This window comes from Pseudolysinimonas sp. (assembly GCF_031389465.1).
In the GTDB taxonomy this organism is placed as follows: Bacteria; Actinomycetota; Actinomycetes; order Actinomycetales; family Microbacteriaceae; genus Pseudolysinimonas_A.
In genome coordinates, this window is the sequence record NZ_JANMSQ010000320.1 from 1 (window position 1) to 18,189 (window position 18,189).

16 protein-coding genes and 1 pseudogene are annotated in these 18,189 nt (G+C 67.8%); 5 read left to right on the forward strand and 12 right to left on the reverse strand.

The window, feature by feature from the left end; all coding sequences use genetic code 11:
• The 5 genes from RMO30_RS12330 to RMO30_RS12350 all read right to left on the reverse strand — a co-directional run.
• Positions 1–3,193, reverse strand: a 3,193-nt coding sequence (locus RMO30_RS12330) for an Ig-like domain-containing protein (RefSeq protein WP_309713954.1), incomplete at its 3' end; no start/stop codon positions are given.
• A gap of 3 nt (positions 3,194–3,196) precedes the next feature.
• Positions 3,197–4,624, reverse strand: a complete 1,428-nt coding sequence (locus RMO30_RS12335) for a serine/threonine-protein kinase (RefSeq protein WP_309713957.1) — start codon at positions 4,622–4,624, stop codon at positions 3,197–3,199.
• Positions 4,625–4,689: 65 nt separating this feature from the next.
• Positions 4,690–5,538 (reverse strand): protein phosphatase 2C domain-containing protein, encoded by an 849-nt coding sequence (locus RMO30_RS12340; protein ID WP_309713959.1) that lies wholly within the window; start codon positions 5,536–5,538, stop codon positions 4,690–4,692.
• Entirely contained in the window at positions 5,535–6,107 is a 573-nt protein-coding gene (locus RMO30_RS12345; RefSeq protein WP_309713962.1) for a hypothetical protein, read from the reverse strand. The genes RMO30_RS12340 and RMO30_RS12345 overlap by 4 nt, the downstream gene beginning before the upstream one ends.
• A 159-nt stretch (positions 6,108–6,266) precedes the next feature.
• The gene (locus RMO30_RS12350; protein WP_309713964.1) at positions 6,267–7,703 is read right to left on the reverse strand and encodes an aminobutyraldehyde dehydrogenase; all 1,437 of its coding nucleotides are present in this window, start codon (positions 7,701–7,703) and stop codon (positions 6,267–6,269) included.
• A 114-nt stretch (positions 7,704–7,817) separates the two neighbouring features.
• On the opposite strand from RMO30_RS12350, the gene RMO30_RS12355 reads away from it, so the two are divergent.
• From RMO30_RS12355 to RMO30_RS12365, 3 genes are all read left to right on the forward strand, one after another.
• Positions 7,818–8,282 (forward strand): Lrp/AsnC family transcriptional regulator, encoded by a 465-nt coding sequence (locus tag RMO30_RS12355; RefSeq protein ID WP_309713968.1) that lies wholly within the window; start codon positions 7,818–7,820, stop codon positions 8,280–8,282.
• Positions 8,279–9,691, forward strand: a complete 1,413-nt coding sequence (locus RMO30_RS12360) for an aspartate aminotransferase family protein (RefSeq protein WP_309713971.1) — start codon at positions 8,279–8,281, stop codon at positions 9,689–9,691. Before RMO30_RS12355 ends, RMO30_RS12360 begins: the two co-directional genes overlap by 4 nt.
• 82 nt (positions 9,692–9,773) lie before the next feature.
• Positions 9,774–11,120 carry an FAD-binding oxidoreductase gene (locus tag RMO30_RS12365; RefSeq protein ID WP_309713973.1) on the forward strand — a complete coding sequence of 449 codons (1,347 nt, stop codon included), beginning with the start codon at positions 9,774–9,776 and terminating at the stop codon, positions 11,118–11,120.
• Between the two features lie 22 nt (positions 11,121–11,142).
• On the opposite strand, the gene RMO30_RS12370 is transcribed toward RMO30_RS12365, so the two are convergent.
• Positions 11,143–12,105 carry an aldo/keto reductase gene (locus tag RMO30_RS12370; protein ID WP_309713976.1) on the reverse strand — a complete coding sequence of 321 codons (963 nt, stop codon included), beginning with the start codon at positions 12,103–12,105 and terminating at the stop codon, positions 11,143–11,145.
• Between the two features lie 104 nt (positions 12,106–12,209).
• Here RMO30_RS12370 and RMO30_RS12375 point away from each other — a divergent pair, with 104 nt between their 5' ends.
• Together RMO30_RS12375 and RMO30_RS12380 are read left to right on the forward strand one after the other, a co-directional pair.
• Positions 12,210–12,803, forward strand: a complete 594-nt coding sequence (locus tag RMO30_RS12375) for a methylated-DNA--[protein]-cysteine S-methyltransferase (protein WP_309713979.1) — start codon at positions 12,210–12,212, stop codon at positions 12,801–12,803.
• Positions 12,800–13,393: a DNA-3-methyladenine glycosylase I gene (locus tag RMO30_RS12380; protein WP_309713981.1), complete on the forward strand. Its 594-nt coding sequence runs from the start codon at positions 12,800–12,802 to the stop codon at positions 13,391–13,393. The genes RMO30_RS12375 and RMO30_RS12380 overlap by 4 nt, the downstream gene beginning before the upstream one ends.
• On the opposite strand, the gene RMO30_RS12385 is transcribed toward RMO30_RS12380, so the two are convergent.
• From RMO30_RS12385 to RMO30_RS12410, 6 genes and pseudogenes are all read right to left on the reverse strand, one after another.
• A complete protein-coding gene (locus RMO30_RS12385; protein ID WP_309713984.1) occupies positions 13,390–14,133 on the reverse strand; it encodes a peroxide stress protein YaaA in 744 nt (247 codons plus the stop codon). The genes RMO30_RS12380 and RMO30_RS12385 overlap by 4 nt on opposite strands.
• 18 nt (positions 14,134–14,151) lie before the next feature.
• Positions 14,152–14,679: an AAA family ATPase gene (locus tag RMO30_RS12390; RefSeq protein WP_309713986.1), complete on the reverse strand. Its 528-nt coding sequence runs from the start codon at positions 14,677–14,679 to the stop codon at positions 14,152–14,154.
• A gap of 18 nt (positions 14,680–14,697) precedes the next feature.
• Positions 14,698–14,970 carry a F0F1 ATP synthase subunit epsilon gene (locus tag RMO30_RS12395; protein ID WP_309713988.1) on the reverse strand — a complete coding sequence of 91 codons (273 nt, stop codon included), beginning with the start codon at positions 14,968–14,970 and terminating at the stop codon, positions 14,698–14,700.
• A 2-nt stretch (positions 14,971–14,972) separates the two neighbouring features.
• Complete coding sequence (gene atpD, locus RMO30_RS12400; protein ID WP_309713990.1) at positions 14,973–16,496, reverse strand: F0F1 ATP synthase subunit beta; 1,524 nt, start codon at positions 16,494–16,496, stop codon at positions 14,973–14,975.
• Positions 16,497–16,522: 26 nt separating this feature from the next.
• On the reverse strand, positions 16,523–17,419 hold the full coding sequence (locus RMO30_RS12405) for a F0F1 ATP synthase subunit gamma (RefSeq protein ID WP_309713992.1): 897 nt from the start codon (positions 17,417–17,419) through the stop codon (positions 16,523–16,525).
• A 3-nt stretch (positions 17,420–17,422) separates the two neighbouring features.
• Positions 17,423–18,189: pseudogene (locus RMO30_RS12410) on the reverse strand (F0F1 ATP synthase subunit alpha); the annotation flags it as partial.

Consider the following 18,189-nt stretch of genomic DNA (forward strand, 5'->3'; position numbering starts at 1 on the left):
ATGAGAGCGGCGCGGCGGGATCGACGGTGACCGTGACGAAGTTCGAACTCGTGCCGCCGTACTCGTTCTGGATCGTGAAGATGACGGCATACGAACCGGTTTCCTCGGGCGGTGTGATGTCGACAATGGTCTCGTCGACGACGGTCGCCTCGGTACCCTCCGCGACCGCGACAGCCGAGACGACGCGCAACGGGCTGCCGTCGGGATCCGAGTCGTTCGCGAGCACCTGCACGCTCACCGTCCGATTCGGACGCACGGCCACGATGTCCTCGTTTGCGACCGGATTGCGGGCGCCATCCAAACGCGGGCTGATGCCCACCCGCACGGTTCCCTCCGCACGTGCCCCGAGCCCGTCGACCAGGGCGTAGCTGAACTCGTCGGTGCCCGAGGAGTACTCCCCCGCCTCGAACTCGATGTAGGTCGGTCCGGTGCTCAGCACGGCGCCCTTGTCGGGGGTGCTGGTGATGCCGATGAGCTGCACGGAATCGCCGTCGGGATCGACCCCGCTGAGCGGGATCTGGATGCGGACCGTCTCACCTGCGAGTACGCGTGCTGTGATCCGGCGCGGCACGGGCGGGCTGTTGGTCGCAGCATTCGCCTCCCGCACCGAAATGGTCACGCGAGCCTCCGCACGTTGACCCGCAGACTCCACGCTGTACACCGCGACGTAGTCGCCAGCGACCTCGGGCGCGAGGTAACGCAGGCGGTCGCCCGAGACGAACAACAGACCGGCGGCCTCGGGCAAGTTTTCGGCGAGTGTCGGCACGAGCGTCAATGGCTTGCCTTCGGGCTGCTCGTCGTTATCGAGCACCGGGATGTCGACGACATCCCCCACGCGCACCGTGGCGGTGTCATCGACGGCGATCGGCGGCTGCAACTGCGCCGGTTCGGGAATCTCGACGACGGTGATCGTGCCTTCGGCATCCGCGAGGCCGTTGCTGATGCGGTAGTTGACCGTGACGCTGCGCCCCTCGAGAGGCGCGGTCAGCGTGATCCGTACCTCTCGCTGGTCGAGCACTTCCGCGCGCACGCCTTGGCTGGCTGCAGGGTTGGTGACCCCGGTGACCACGAGCACTCCGCCCGCGGGGTCGATGTCGGTCGTCGTCGGGTCGATCGTGTCGCTCGAGAGCGTCGTGATGAAGACCGTGCGGGGCACCGTGATCGGGCGGGTGTTGGCATCCGGTGGCGCAGCCACGTCGATGCGCACGAGACCCGTCGCCGTCTGATCGCCGTCGGTCACCGTGAACTCGACGTAGTGCGTGCGCACTTCGTCGCTCACGAACGTGAAGGTGCCGGCTTCGAAGCTCGGCTCGATACGCGATCCCGCCCGTTCCGGGACGGCGTTGAGGCGCAGGGTGCCGTTGCCGCCGCTCACATGCGACATCGGACGGATCGTGATCTCCTGCCCGGCCGTCACGAGCGCCACCCACGGTTCGACGACGATCGGCAGCTCGCCGACCGGGCTGACCTGTACCGCCACGTTTCCGGTGGACTGGGCGAGTCCGTCGGTGACGACGAGGGTTACCGACTTCAGGTCCCCACCCTGCCCGGAGTCGGCGAACACGACCACACCGTCCGGCTTGTGGCTGACCTGATCCGGAGCGCCGGTCGTCGCCGACGTCAGGTAGAAGGCGTCGCCGTCGGGGTCGACCCAGTCACCCAACACCTGGGTCGTGACCCGTCCGCCGGCCGCGACGTCGGTGCGCGTTGACCGCACTTGCTGCGGCGGCGAGTTCTCGTCGGCCGACCTGACGGTAACCGACACCGCTGCGGTCGCGATGCCGCCGCGACCGTCGGTGATCGTGTAGCGGAACGAGATGGTGCCCGATGCCCCGGGGGCAAGGGTGAGCTGCAGCTGCTGGTTGCGCGTCACGAGGTCGACGCGGCCGAGCTCCTCGGGAATCGGGTCGACCTGCCCGATCACGAGCACGTCGGCGTTCGGGTCGTAGTCGTTGAGCAGCACGGGCAGCACTGTCGCGCGCCCCGGGCGGGCCCCGAAGACATCGTCGATCGCAACGGGGGGCTGTTGTTCCTCGTCAACGGTCGGGGGGATGTTCTCGTCGTTCTCTTGGGCCTGGTCTTCCGGGTCTTCGACGAGGAGGTCGTCCCAGTTGTCGATCAGCTGGGCTTCGTCCTGGATCGCCCAGGTGGCACCGCGCCGCACATCGTTGAGTACGACGCGGTCGACGTTCGCGGCGAAGTCGAGAACGCCGGCCGCCGCACCCGAGAGGTCGAAGCCGGTGCCTTCACCGGAGTTCGCGCACCGTCGCCAGGCCGTACCGGTGGCCCAGGCCGCGTACTCACAGCCGTCGAGGGTCAACGGTGCCGCGGGGGTCCCCGACTGCCCGTCGACGAGCGGGACGGGGTCCGCACCGCTCAACGGGATGCCGATGAGCCCGGTCTCGGTGCCGAGCAGAATGCGTTCGCCGTCATCGGCGGCTTCCTGAACGGCGACCTCTTCTCCGGGCTCGATGAAGCCGGAGAGGTCGACGAGTCCACGTTCGAGGGCGACCCGACGGCCGTCGACGTCGACAACCGCCCAGGTGCCGCCGACTGAGGTGACCTGCACCTCATTGACGTCGCCCAGGCCGGTCGACCAGCGCGCCTCGACCGCGTCGGTGCGGCCCGCATCGACCCGGAACACCTCGCCGACCTCCGCGGAGTAAGCGAACAGTGTGCCGTCGGGCGCGACGCTCACGACCGAGTCCAGGCCGAGGATCAGGGAACTCGGCTGCGCCGCGTCGAAGTCGGGAAGTTCACCGAAGGGCACGATCCAGAGTTCGCCAGTGCCTGCCGCGTGGATGACGACTCGCGAGCCCGCGAGGAAGACCTGCGGGTCGTCGGGCGGGAGCGCGATCGGTTCGCCGAGGATCGACTCGGCCGGATCGACGATCTGGACGGTTGCGTTTGCGTGGTCGACGACGAGCACAGAGGTGCCCTGTTGCACGACCTCGAGGTCGGCGCTGCCCGCGCGCAGGACGGTGTTGAGTTCGAGCACCTCGGGATTCGCCCGGCCAACCGTCTGCTGAGTGCCGTTGGCAACCCAGACGGCGCCGTCGCCGAGGTCGAGTTTCTGCGCGGTGTAGCCAGTCGAGGTGATTGCCAGCCCCGCGACGAGGGCGGCCACGACGGTGCCGCTCGTCGCGGTGGCGACGAGCGAGCGGTGGCCGGCGACCCAGCTGCGGATGCTCATCGATCAGTCATCCGGGACGTCGACGCACTTCGCCGCACTCTGCTCGCCCGGCTTGCCCTGCCGGTTGACGGTGACGGCGAGACACACGGTCTCGCCGGGGTTGGTGTCGACGACGAACCGCGGTTGCGACTGCGTCGCCGTGCGGATGCCGCCCACTTCGATCTCGTAGAGGTCGCCCTCGGCGATTCCCGGGTCCGGCCACGAGTACTCGACACTGCCGTCGCTGAGGGTGGCCGAAATGTCGGTGACCACCGGAATCCCATCTTCGGTGGAGGCGCGCAGCAGCACGACAAGCGCCGTGACGCCGAGCGCGATGACGAGAACAGCAGAGGCGATGAGCAGCCAGGTCACCGTCTGAACGCCACCCTGAGGCGACGAAGGGCGACTGTGCGAGAACCGCCGCGGCACGGGGGTCGCCTCGCGGACGGTGCCGATCCCCGCGTAGTCGCCTTCGGGGGCGAATCGGCGACGACGGCGCGGGGTGGGCGAGTTGCGAGCTCCCGGGAGCGGACGCAGCCGGGTGCGGTCTTCAAGGTCGGCGACCGTGCCGAGCGCCCATTCATCCATCGCGATCTCGAGCGGAGTCTGCGGCACCCCCAGCTCGGCTTCGATGGTCTGCAACTCGCGGATGAATTCGATGACACTCGCCGGGCGCGCCTCCGGGCGACGCGACAGCCCGCGCTTGAGCAGCGCCTCGAGACTCGCCGGCACGTCGGAGCGGCCGATCGGCTGCGGCTTGGCCCGCGCGATGCGTGACATGAGATCGCTACTGCTGTTGGAGCCGCCCGGATCCTCGAAGGGCGAGCGACCGGCGAGCAGGGAGTAGACCGTCGCGGCGAAAGCCCACACTTCGCTCGAGATGGTGCCGGGGGTCTCGTCGAGAAGCACCTCGGGTGCCGACCACGGGATCGAGAGGCCGACGGAATCTTCTTCACGCTGCGTGGTCAGCGTCGAGGCGATGCCGAAGTCGGACAGGACGGGGTGCCCGTACGCCGTCGTCAGGATGTTGGACGGCTTGATGTCGCGGTGCAGGACGCCGGCACGGTGGGCCGTCTCGATCGCGCTTCCGATCTTGACGGCGGTGCGCAGCACCTCAGGCACCGGGATGCGCTCCCGGCGGTAGCGGTCAGAGAGGCTCGACGAGCACAGCTCCATCACGAGATACGGCCGGCCGTCGCCGGAGACGCTGGCCTCGTACACGGTAAGGATCGAGGGATGCGCCGAGAGTTGCGCCATGAGGTTCGCCTCGGCTTGGAACATCTGCCGCACCTGGTCGTTGACAACCTCGCTCAGCATCACCTTGACCGCGACCTGACGACGCGGCATATTCTGCTCGTAGAGGAAGACGTCGGCGAATCCGCCGGAGCCGAGAATGTGCACATAGGAGAATCCGGGCAGCACGGGAGGCTGGGACGGCAGTCGCCTGGCCATGAAGACCCCCTCTCCATGCCGCGGGTTGCCCCATTGTAGGCAGACCACGCCTGTCGATCCGCCGTTCAGGCGGCGGTTCCCCCTGAACTGGGGACCGGGCTGGCCGGGCCCTTTCGGGTCTGATGTGCGGGCGCCGTGACGTCGATCACGACGACGGTGACGTTGTCGCGGCCCCCTGCGGCGAGGGCGGCGTCCATCAGATGGTCCGCCGTCTCGGCGGCGGTACCTCCCGCAGCGAGATGTCTACGGATACCTCGGTCATCGACCTCTTTGGTGAGCCCATCGGAACACAGCAGAAGACGCATCCCGGGCCGCAGCGGCAGCATCCACAGGTCGGGCCGAGGGCTTTCCCGGAAGCCGACGGCGCGCGTGATGACGTTGCTGTCGGGGTGATCTTCGGCCTGGCGCTCATTGATGAGGCCCGCATCCACCATCTCCTGCACGACCGAATGGTCGCGCGTGACGCGCGAAAACTTGTCGTCGGCCAGCAGGTAGACCCGGCTGTCGCCGATGTTGAACACCGCGAAGTTCGGTTCACCCTCGACCAGCGCGAGCAGCGCACCCGTCACGGTGGTTCCGGCACCGATCGGGATGTGAGCCGCGAAGTCGTCGATGTCGTCGGCGGCCGCGCTGAGGGCGCCGTCGAGCCGTGCGATGTCGAGGTATCCGTGGTCGGCGTCGGCCGCGAGTGCGGCGAGGCGCTCGACGACGGCGGCACTCGCCCGGTCGCCCGCCGCATGGCCGCCCATTCCGTCCGCGACGGCGAACACGAGCGGTCCGACCAACACGCTGTCTTCGTTGACCGCGCGTTTGCGCCCGATGTCGCTGCGGCCCGCCCAGTCGAGTACGAATCCACGTCGCTTCCCCGGAACGGTGAGTCGATACCCCGAGCGATCCCGGCCGACGCTGCTCACGAGTCGTGCTCCTCGAGTGGCGGCAGGATGTCGAGCACGGCGCCTTCGCCGAGATCGATGCGGGTGCCCGGCACAATGACGGCCGACTCCCCGCGGATCAGGGTGCGCGGCGCCGCGCCCGGGAGCTGCACGACGGTGCCGTTGGTCGAACGCATGTCGCTCGCGACGAGCGCCCCGCCCACCATCTTCAACTCGAGGTGGGTTGCCGACAGCTCTTTTCCCGGCGACGGAAGCGTCACCAGACGCGGCTCCGGCCCGGTGAAGATGCGCGGGATGCTCGGCCGCCGCCCCACATACACGGTCACATCAAGCAGCACCTCGGTACCATCCGCGAACAGCGCGCGCAAAGCCGGTTTTGCTGCCGCAGGGTCCTCCGGGATATCGACGGCGACCGGCTCGACGGCAACCGGAAGCGGCCGCGCCTCAGGAGCAGGCGGTTCGACAAGCGCCGGGGGAATGGGCGGCAACCCGACGCTTCCCCGAACGACGGTGTCGTCAACATCCTCGCCGCTGGGCACCACGGGGGGTCGCGGGACCGCGCGAACGGTGTCGTCGAGGTCGGGCTCCACCCTCCTATCCTCCACCCGCACGCCGACGCATCGAGCACCGCACCGCCGCAGCGTCGAGCACGCAGCGGCCGGGGACGGATCGGGTCATCGGGTCGATCGGGGTAGGGGTCCCCGCTCCCTCGGCCCGAGGACCCGATCCGTCCCCGGCCGCGTCACCCACTACGAGCCGATGTAGGACATCACGTGCTTGATGCGCGTGTAGTCCTCGAACCCGTACATGGAGAGGTCTTTCCCATACCCGGAGTGCTTGAAGCCGCCGTGGGGCATTTCGGCGACGAGCGGGATGTGGGTGTTGATCCACACGCAGCCGAAGTCGAGTCGTTTCGCGAAGCGCATGGCGCGGCCATGGTCGGCGGTCCAGACGCTCGATGAGAGACCGTACTGCACGCCGTTGGCCCAGGCGATGGCTTCGGCTTCGTCGCTGAAGGTCTGCAGGGTGATGACGGGTCCGAAGAACTCGGTTTGGATGGCGTCGTCGTTCTGTTTGAGGGAGTCGACGATTGTCGGTTCGATGAAGTAGCCCTTGCCCGCCTTGCGTTCGCCGCCGGTGACCACTTTCGCGTGCTTCGGCAGGGCGTCGAGCATTCCGAGCACCCGGTCGAGCTGGTTCTGGTTGTTGACGGGTCCGTAGAAGGTGTCGGCATCTTTCGGGTCGCCGGTGGTGACGTTGTCGGCGACGTAGTCGGCGAGCGCGGCGAGGAACGCGTCGTGGGCGTCTTTATGGACGAGCACGCGGGTCGCGGCGGTGCAGTCTTGGCCGGCGTTGAAGTAGCCGGCGATCGCGATGCCTTCGGCGGCTTTGGCCATGTCGGCATCCGGGAACACGACGACGGGCGCTTTGCCGCCCAGTTCGAGGTGGACGCGCTTGAGGTCGGCGGACGCCGCCTTCGCAACCTCCATCCCAGCCCGCACCGAGCCGGTGATCGACACCATCTGCGGGGTTTTGTGGTCGATCATCAGTCCGCCGGTGGTGCGGTCTCCGGTGATCACGTTGAGCACGCCTTTCGGCAGGAACTCGGCCGCGATCTCGGCGAGGAGGAGCGTCGACTGCGGGGTGGTGTCTGAGGGTTTGAGCACCGTCGTGTTGCCTGCGGCGATCGCCGGCGCGATCTTCCACACGGCCATGTTGAGCGGGTAGTTCCACGGCGTCACTTGACCGATGACGCCGATCGGCTCACGGCGGATCGACGACGTGTGGTCTTTCATGTATTCGCCGCTGGCGCGACCTTCGAGGATGCGGGCGGCCCCGGCAAAGAAGCGGATCTGGTCAACGGAGAGCATGATCTCGTCGTCGACGAGCGTGGTGCGTGGCTTGCCGGTGTCTTGCGATTCGAGGTCGGCGAACTCGTCGGCCCGCTTCTCGACCTCATCGGCGATGCGGAACAGCGCGAGCTGGCGCTCTGACGGCGTCGACTCGCCCCACTCTTCGAATGCGGCTGCCGCCGCCGCGAATGCGGCATCCACGTCTGCCTTCCCAGACACCGGTGAGGTTGCGTAGGAATCCTCGGTCGCGGGGTCGATCACGGCGAACGAGCCGTCCCCCTTTGCGTCGACGTATTCACTGTTGATGAAGTTGCGCAGAGTGCGATCGGCCATGGGCCCACCCTACTTCGCGTCGGTTTCCGCCGAAACTGGCGATTTCGTCACTCCCAGACCCCTCAGATTGCGGATTCGCTTGCGGGGCCCTCTGACGGCTGTCAGGATCGAATCATGGCGCGCTCGAAAGCAGTGGCGCTCGATGAGGTGTCGAAAGGCATTATCGAGCAGCTGCAGGAGGACGGCCGACGGTCCTACGCCGAGATCGGCAAGGCGGTCGGTCTCTCCGAGGCGGCCGTTCGACAGCGGGTTCAGAAACTGACGGATGCCGGCGTCATGCAGGTCGTCGCGGTGACCGACCCGATGCAGCTGGGCTTCTATCGACAGGCGATGATCGGCGTCCGGGTGACCGGCGACACGACGAGCGTCGCCGAAGCCCTCGCCTCGATCCCCGCGGTCGACTACGTCGTTTTGACCGCTGGGAGTTTCGACATTCTGGCCGAGGTCGTGTGTGAGAGCGACGAAGACCTCATCGAATTGCTCAACCACCGCATCCGCGCGATCGACGGCGTGCTCTCGACCGAAACCTTCGTATATCTGAAACTGCAGAAGCAGTTCTACAACTGGGGAACCCGATGACCACGCCCGCAATGACCAAGCCCGGACTGTCTGCGGCCGACGAGGCCGACCTTCAGCAGAAGGCGAAAGACCACCTCTGGATGCACTTCACCCGCCAGTCGGCGGTCGAGGAGCATGGCGCCCCGATCATCGTGAAGGGCGAGGGTCACCACATCTGGGACTCGAAGGGCAAGAAGTACATCGACGGGCTTTCCGGGCTCTTCGTTGTCAACGCCGGCCACGGGCGACAGCGTCTCGCCGCCGCCGCGGCGAAGCAGGCCGAGGAGCTCGCGTTCTTCCCGATCTGGTCGTACGCGCATCCGAATGCGATCGAGCTCGCCGACCGGCTCGCCGAGTACGCACCGGGCGACCTCAACCGGGTGTTCTTCTCCACCGGTGGCGGCGAAGCGGTCGAGACCGCGTTCAAGCTCGCGAAGTATTACTGGAAGTTGCAGGGCCGGCCGACGAAGCACAAGGTGATCTCGCGCGCGATCGCCTACCACGGCACCCCGCACGGAGCGCTCGCGATCACCGGCATCCCGGCGATGAAGGAGATGTTCGAGCCCGTCGCGCCTGGCGGCTTCCGCGTGCCGAACACGAACTACTACCGCGCCGAAGAGATGGGATTCCCGGGCGGCACCGAGCAGGAGTTCGGCGTCTGGGCGGCGAACCGCATCGAGGAGATGATCCTCTTCGAGGGCCCCGAGACGGTTGCGGCCGTGTTCCTCGAGCCGGTGCAGAACTCGGGCGGATGCTTCCCGCCGCCCCCCGGCTACTTCCAGCGGGTGCGCGAGATCTGCGACCGCTACGACGTGCTGCTGGTCTCAGACGAGGTCATCTGCGCGTTCGGGCGCATCGGCCACGTGTTCGCGTGCGACGCCTACGGCTACGTGCCCGACATGATCACCTGCGCCAAGGCGATGACCTCGGGGTACTCCCCGATCGGCGCGACGATCGTCTCGGACAAGATCTACGAACCCTTCCGCCACGGCACGACGGCGTTCTATCACGGGTACACGTTCGGCGGGCATCCCGTCTCGGCGGCGGTCGCGCTCGAGAACCTCGCGATCTTCGAAGAGGAGGGACTCAACGAACGGGTGCGTACCCTCTCTCCCGTGTTCCGCTCGACGCTCGAGAGGCTGAAAGACCTTCCGATCGTCGGGGACGTGCGCGGCGACGGCTACTTCTTCGGCATCGAGCTGGTGAAGGACAGGGCAACGAAGACGACGTTCGACGACGCCGAATCGGAGCGCCTGTTGCGCGGGTTCCTGTCGAAGGCGCTGTTCGAGGCGGGTCTGTACTGCCGGGCTGACGACCGGGGTGACCCCGTCATCCAGCTCGCTCCCCCGCTCACGATCGGCGAACCCGAATTCGACGAGATCGAATCGATTCTGCGCGGCGTGCTCTCCGAGGCGTGGACCCGACTGTGACCTGCCCTGTCGTCCTGCTTAGATCCAGCCAAGCGCGCTAAGACCCCTCTCGATGTGGGTCCAATCGCGCGGAGATCCATCTATGGCGGCGCTGAGCTTCTGGCATGCGACGGCCGGTGACCTGACGCCGCGGGTGGGGCTCGACGGCGACACCGACGCGGATGTCGCGATCGTCGGCGGCGGACTCACCGGACTGTGGACCGCGTGGTACCTCCATGAGCGCGACCCCGCACTGCGGATCGTCGTGCTGGAGAAAGAGATCGCCGGGTTCGGCGCTTCGGGCCGCAACGGCGGCTGGTGTAGCGCGCTCTTCCCGCGGTCGACGGCGTCGCTCGAGCGCGCACACGGGCGCGACGCGGCGATCGCCATGCGCCGCGCGATGATCGGCACCGTCCCCGAGGTGGGCCGCGTTACCGACGGTCTCGGTATCGACTGCGACTTCGCGACCGGCGGCACGATCTCCTACGTCCGATCCGAGGTACAGAAGCGTGCCGCCCTCGCCGAGATCGCCGAAGCCGAGCACTACGGCGTCGACGAGATCGGATGGCGTGGCCCCGACGACGTGCACGCGGCGGGAGCCCTCGGGGCGAGTTTCGATCGCAACTGTGCGAGCCTGCATCCCGCGAAACTCGTGCGGGGGCTCGCCGCGGTGCTCGAGGCCCGCGGCGTTCGGATTCTTGAGCACACCGAGGTGATGTCGGTGGCGCCCGGGCGAGTCGAGACCGCGCGCGGGGTCGTGACGGCGGACCGCGTCGTGGTGGCGACCGAGGGGTACACCGCAACCTTCCCCGCGACGCACCGCCGCATCCTGCCCCTGTACTCGCTGATGATCGCGACCGAGCCGCTGCCGCCCGCGTTCTGGGACGAGATCGGCGTCGCGCACGGTCAGACCTTCACCGACTACCGGCACCTGCTCATCTACGGGCAACGTACCGCCGACGATCGGTTCGCGTTCGGGGGGCGCGGCGCCCGGTACCACTGGGGCAGCGCCATCCGGGCGGGCTACGACCGCGTGCCGCGCGTCTTCGGACACCTGCGCCGCACCCTCGTCGAGCTGTTCCCGGCGGTCGCGGATGCCGCGGTGACGCACCGCTGGGGTGGGCCGCTCGGGGTTTCGCGGGACTGGCACGCGTCAGTGACGTACGACCCGACGACCCGAATCGGGCGGGCCGGTGGCTACGTCGGCGACGGGCTCTCGACGACGAACCTCGCGGGGCGCTCCCTCGCCGACCTGCTGACCGATGCCGACACCGAGCTGACGCGGCTGCCGTGGGTCGGGCACCGCTCCCCCGACTGGGAGCCTGAGCCGCTGCGCTTCCTCGGCGCGAATGCCGGGATGCTCGCGATGTCGGCCGCCGACGTCGAGGAGCGCATCACACGGCGCCGATCGGTCATCGCGCGTGTCATGGGCCCGCTGGTCGGGCACTGACCGGTTAGGCGCCAACCGGCGTTCAGATCCGATTCGCGAAGAAACTGTCAATCTCGGCCAGGTCTGCGGGCGTTGCACGCCAACCGTTTCCCGCGGCGGCGTTGGCGCGGATCTGCTCCGGCTTCGTGGCTCCCGCGATGACGCTCGACAACGCCGGGCGGGCGAGGAACCAGCCGAAAGTGGCCTCGAGGATGCCGATCCCCCGAGCCGTGGCGAAGGCCTCGAAGGCTTCGATGGCATCCCATGGCGCTCTTTCGTGCACCTCGGGACGCTGGCGACCGATGCGCGTGTCGGCGGGCAGCTCGGTGCGGGAGAACTTGCCGGTGAACAGCCCGTTGGCGAGCGGGAAGAACGGGAAGAACCCGAGCCCGAGCCGCTCGACCGTCGGGATGACGTCAGCCTCCGCCTCGCGGGCGACGAGGCTGTAGTGATTCTGCGCGGAGACGAATCGAGCCGTGCCGAGGCGGGTCGCCTCGACGTCTGCCTCCGCCAACTGTGCGCTGTCGAAGTTCGAGTTGCCAATCTCGCGCACCTTGCCCTCGCGGACGAGTTCGTCCAGCGCGCCGAGGGTCTCGGCGATGGGAACAGTCGGGTCGGGAGTGTGCTGTTGGTAGAGATCGATGGTCTCGATGCCGAGGCGCTGCAGCGAGCCCTCGACGGCGGCGCGGATGTAGACACGACCGCCCCGCGGGCCGAGGTCAGCGAGCGGACTCCCCATCGACGTGTGGCCGAATTTGGTCGCGATGACCGCTTCGTCCCGGCGCCCAGCGAGGGCGACACCCAGTCTCGTTTCGCTCATGCCGTATTCGGCTCCGTAGACGTCGGCGGTGTCGAAGAAGGTGACGCCGGCGTCGAGAGCCGCGTGGATGACCGCGTCGGTGCCCGCCTGCTCAAGGGTGAGCGTGCCCGGGCGGCCGAGGTTGTTGCAACCGAGACCGACCACCGAGACCGCGAGCGCCGACGTGCCGAGGATGCGCGTTTCCATTCCGCCAGCCTAGGGAGCGTCCTCCCCAGGCGCTGGCGAGAGCCTCCCTGCATGATGTCCGATTCCCGCGAACCCGGGTCGGAGGCGGCGTCTACGCTCGACGCATGACCTCCACCCCCGCGGCCCTTCGCCGCATCGAGAGCCCGATAGGGCGCATCGAGATCGTCGGCGACGGCGCGTCGGTGATCGCCCTCTCGATCGAACGCGACGGGATGCTGCCGCACGACGAGCTGCCGGAATCCTCCGACGCCGTGCTCGACCGCGCGGCCCAGCAACTCGGGCAGTACTTCTCGGGTCAGCGCCGCGACTTCGATGTGCCGGTGAGCCTCGCCGCGGGCACGGCCTTCCAACGCTCGGTGTGGGAGCAGCTCGTCGACCTTGAGTGGGGTGAGGTGGTGTCCTACGGCGACCTCGGTCGCGGAACCGGGCGGGCGACCGCCGGGCGTGCCGTCGGCGGTGCGGTGGGGGCCAATCCGGTACCGATCATCGTGCCGTGCCATCGGGTGCTCGGCAGTGACGGCATGATCACCGGGTACAGCGGCGGACAGGGCATTCCGACCAAGTCCTGGTTGCTCGCCCACGAGGGCATCGCCCACCGGGTCCCCCACGGCCACGAGGCGGTTGCGCTGTTCGATCTCGAGGCCGGGCGGGCGGAGGAGGCGGCGGAAGAACCCGCCCAACGGCCTGGCGCCGCGTGAGCCGACCCGAGATTCTCGTCGGAGACGACGGCACGCCGCGGTGCGGGTGGATCGGGGTTGATCCCGAATACCGTCGCTACCACGACGACGAGTGGGGCGCCCCGCTGCACGGAGATCGACCGCTGTTCGAGAAGATCTGCCTCGAAGGCTTCCAGGCGGGGCTGTCGTGGATCACGATCCTGCGTCGTCGTCCCGGGTTCCGGGCGGCGTTCGACGGCTTCGAGCTCGAGACCGTCGCGGCCTACCGCGAGGACGACATCGAACGGCTGATGGCCGACGAACGCATCATTCGCAATCGCGCCAAGGTGCTCGCGGCGATCGGCAACGCACGCGTGGCCGTCGACGTGACGCGCGACCGCCCGGGCGCCCTCGACGAGCTGATCTGGAGCTTCGCGCCGATGACGACACGGTCACGGCCGCGCACGTGGGCCGACATCCCCGCGGTCACCCCCGAGTCGGAGGCGCTCAGCGCCGCGCTACGGAAACTCGGATTCCGGTTCGTCGGGCCGACCACGATGTACGCCCTCATGCAGTCGGCGGGCCTCGTCGACGACCACCTCGCGGACTGCTGGCGCTCGCAACCCGGCTAGACCAGGAAATCGAGCTCTCCCGGCGCTCCGGGTTCGAGCCGGATCCCTTCTCGAGCGGCCCAGGCGAGCAGCGACGCGACGTCGGGATGATCGATCTCAGCCAGGAGCAGGCGACGGGCGAATGCACCCTTGCCCTTCTTGTTGAAGTGGTTGAGCGCACGCTTACGCCCGTCACCACCCTCGCTGACCACTCGGAGGTACACCGAGTCGGGGCGGTCGGGCGCCGGGCCGAGCGCAGCATAGCCTTCGGAGCGCAGGTCGAGAATGAGTCCCTCGCGCGCGGCGAGAGTCGCCGTGAGCGGCGGACGCCAGATCTTGCCCAGCGTCGTCCCGGGCAGCCGGGAGTCGTGCGACAGCCGGTAGGCGGGGATCGGGTCGAGCGCCCCGCTGAGCCCGAAGAGCGCTGAACCAATTGCGAGATGTTGCGCGGCGAACTGTCGCGCACTCCCGGGGAGGGATGCGGCATCCAGCTCGTCGAACAACACCCCGTCGTACCTGTCGATGGCCGGCATCGTCGGCGAGGTAGTGACGACCCGGTTGCGGGCGGCCTCCCGCGCGCTTGACGGGCCAAGGCGCAGCATCCCGGTCGCCGCAGCGAGATTCCGGGAGAGGGCCTTCACCGCCGCGAGGGCCTGACGGCGGGCACCCGTGAGCTCCGGAAACGAGAGAGCCGCCAGGTCGAGCGGCGGCCGGTCCCCTCCGTCGCGCTTGGTCTCGGACGGTGGGAGAAGGATGAGCACGGGCAGAGGTTGCTCGGGCTAGGACCGCACGAAGGCGACGATCTGGTCGACCAGGACGGAAACGGGGTGCACCGAGTCGACAGTGATCCGCGGAACCGCTCCCGACTCGCCGCCCCACGGCTCCCACTCATCGAGGCTCTGCTCGACCGCGTGCCAGGTGGGTTCGGCGATGTGCGCGAGTTGGCGACCGCGCGCTTCGAGGCGGGCGCGATGCACGGCTTCGTCGGAGCAGACGACCTCGACGAAACTGATTCTGCGCTGTCCGTGCCGGGTGCCGAGATTCACCCATTGCTCGCGAGCCGGCTCGACCGCGTTGACGGCGTCGACGATCACTCCACCGGCGGACGAAGCGAGCACCGAGTCGGCGATCACCTCGGCGACCAGGTAGGCGGCGAGCCCTGTCGGCTGTCCGGCCTCGATGCCCGCACTGAGGATCGCAGACTCAATGGGATCGACCGAGACGATCGGCAGCCCAAGTCGCTCTCCGAGGCCGAATGCGACCGCGCTCTTGCCAGTGCCGGGCAGTCCGGCCATCACGATGAGCATGCGCCCTCCGCTGTCGGGTCAGGACACGAGGCTAGCGGTACCGGCGATGATCGTCACCGTGTCGTTCTGCACCGAGAGGAAGCCGTCTTCCGCGTTCGCGGTCACGACCGACCCATCGAGCAACGTCACCCGCACCTCGCCCGAAGCGAGGATTCCGAGCACCGGTTCGTGCCCGGCGAGGATGCCGATCTGACCGATCGTCGTGCGCGCCACGACCTGCCGCGCCTCGCCCGACCACACCTCGTGATCGGCCGCGACGACGCTGACAGACAGCGACTTTGCGTCGGCCATGCTCAGCCGTTGTCCTTCTGGATCTTCGCCCACTGAGCCTCGACCATGTCGATGCCGCCGACGTTGAAGAACGCCTGCTCGGCAACGTGGTCGAACTCGCCCTTGACGATCGCGTCGAACGACTCGACGGTCTCCTTGAGCGGTACGGTCGATCCCTCGACGCCGGTGAACTTGGTCGCCATATAGGTGTTCTGCGAGAGGAACTGCTGGATGCGGCGCGCGCGCGACACCGTGATCTTGTCTTCCTCGGAGAGCTCGTCGACACCGAGGATGGCGATGATCTCCTGGAGTTCCTTGTTCTTCTGCAGGATGGCCTTGACGTTCGTCGCGACGCGGTAGTGGTCTTCGCCCAAGTAGCGCGGGTCGAGGATGCGCGAGGTCGACGACAGCGGGTCGACGGCCGGGTAGAGACCGCGCGAGGCGATCTCACGCGAGAGCTCCGTCGTCGCGTCAAGGAGTGCGAAGGTGGTTGCCGGAGCCGGGTCGGTGTAGTCGTCAGCAGGAACGTAGATCGCCTGCAGCGACGTGATCGAGTGGCCACGCGTCGAGGTGATGCGCTCCTGGAGGATACCCATCTCGTCGGCGAGGTTCGGCTGGTAGCCGACCGCGGACGGCATGCGCCCGAGCAGCGTCGACACCTCGGAACCGGCCTGAGTGAAGCGGAAGATGTTGTCGATGAAGAGCAGAACGTCCTGCTTCTGCACGTCACGGAAGTACTCCGCCATCGTCAACGCTGAAAGCGCTACACGGAGCCGCGTTCCGGGGGGCTCGTCCATCTGGCCGAAGACGAGGGCGGTCTTGTCGAAGACCCCCGCCTCCTCCATCTCGTGGATGAGGTCGTTGCCCTCACGCGTACGCTCGCCGACACCGGCGAACACCGACACACCACCGTGGTTGGCGGCAACGCGGTAGATCATCTCCTGGATGAGCACGGTCTTGCCGACGCCGGCGCCCCCGAACAGGCCGATCTTGCCACCCTGCACGTACGGGGTGAGCAGGTCGATGACCTTGATGCCGGTCTCGAACAGCTGGGTCTTCGACTCGAGCTGGTCGAAGGCCGGAGGCCGACGGTGAATCGGCCAGCGCTCGGTGATCTCGATCTTCTCGCCCGGCGCGGCGTTGAGCACCTCGCCGATGACGTTGAACACCTTGCCCTTGGTGACGTCGCCGACCGGCACCGAGATGGGGTTACCCGAGTCGCGCACCTCTTGGCCACGCACGAGACCGTCGGTCGGCTTGAGAGCGATCGCGCGCACCAGGTCGTCACCGAGGTGCTGGGCGACCTCGAGGGTCAGCGTCACCGTCTCACCGGCGAGGGTGATCTCGGTCTGCAGCGCGTTGTAGATCTCGGGGATCGCGTCGTGCGGAAACTCGATGTCGACGACCGGCCCGGTAACTCGGGCGATGCGTCCGACTCCGCCTGCGGCTTGCGTCGCGCGACCGCCACTGGCGTGCTGCTGCGGCGCATCCTTCTTCGCGGGAGCCTTCGCTGCGTCCTTTTTCGCGGGGGTGGTGGCAGTAGCCATCTCTCGTCCTCTTCCTAGGGCTTTCGTTACTTCACGAGTGCGTCGGCGCCGCCGACGATCTCGGAAATCTGCTGGGTGATCTCGGACTGGCGAGCGTTGTTCGCCAGTCGGGTGTAGTCCTTGATGAGCTTGTCGGCGTTGTCGCTGGCCGACTTCATCGCCTTCTGCGTTGCGGCGTGCTTCGCGGCGGCCGACTGGAGCATCGCGTTGAAGATGCGGCTCTCGATGTAGACCGGGAGCAGCGCGTCGAGCACCCCGTTCACCTCGGGCTCGAATTCGTAGAGCGGCAGCGCGACGTGCTCGGTGTCGGGCTCTTCGACGCCTTCGACGACCTCGAGCGGCAACAGGCGCACCGTCTCAGGGTCTTGCACGAGCATCGAGACGAAGCGGTTGAAGACGATATGGATCTCGTCGACGCCGCCCTCTTCCGTCGGCTGCACGAACTTCTCGACGATCGCTGCGGCGATCTCCTGCGCGGTGGTGAACTCGGGGCTGTCGGTGCCGCCCGTCCAGTCCTGCTCAGAAGCCCGGCGGCGGAAGGCGAAGTAGCCGACGGCCTTGCGGCCGACCAGGTAGTGGACGACCTCCCTGCCCTCGGCCTCCAGGCGCGTGCGCAGTTCGTTCGCCTCGCGGATGACCTGCGAGTTGAACGCACCCGCGAGTCCGCGGTCGGAGGTGAACAGCACGATCGCCGCCCGCGTGGGGTTCGCCGGTTCCGTGGTGAGAACGTGGTCGACGTTGGAGTAGGTCGCGACCGCCGAGACCGCGCGGGTGACGGCACGCGCGTAGGGCGCGGAGGCCTGAACCCGCTGCTGCGCCTTCTGGATGCGCGACGCCGAGATCAACTCCATGGCGCGAGTGATCTTCTTGGTGGTTTGGGCCGTCCGGATCTTCTGCCGGTAGACCCTCAGTTGGGCTCCCATGGGCTACCGGCGACTCTTCACGATCTTCTCCTGGTTGATCTCTTCCAGGGGGATCTCTTCGAACTGCTCCGAGCCGGGCGCACCGAGCGTGCGGCCGTCACCGGTCTGGAACTCGCTCTTGAACTTCTCGACGGCCTTCTCGAGCTCGGCGGTGGTCTCGTCGCTCAGCACGTTGGTGTCGCGCAGGGTGTCGAGGATCTTGGTGTGGCGCTTGAGCGAGTCGAGCAGTTCGCGCTCGAACCGCAGCACGTCGGGCACCGGCACCTCATCGAGGTGACCGTTGGTGCCGGCCCAGATCGAGACGACCTGCTCTTCGACCGGGTAGGGCGAGTACTGCGGCTGGCGCAGCAGTTCCGTGAGGCGGGCGCCGCGGGCGAGCTGACGACGGGATGTCGCATCCAGATCGGAGGCGAACATCGCGAACGCCTCGAGCGAGCGGTACTGGGCGAGTTCGAGCTTCAGCGTGCCCGAGACCTTCTTGATGCTCTTCACCTGGGCGTCACCGCCGACGCGGGACACCGAGATGCCGACGTCGATGGCCGGACGCTGGTTGGCGTTGAACAGGTCGGACTGCAGGAAGATCTGGCCGTCGGTGATCGAGATCACGTTGGTCGGGATGTAGGCCGAGACGTCGTTGGCCTTGGTTTCGATGATCGGCAGGCCGGTCATCGAGCCGGCGCCCAGCTCGTCTGACAGCTTGGCGCAGCGCTCAAGGAGACGGCTGTGCAGGTAGAACACGTCGCCGGGGTAGGCCTCGCGGCCCGGCGGAC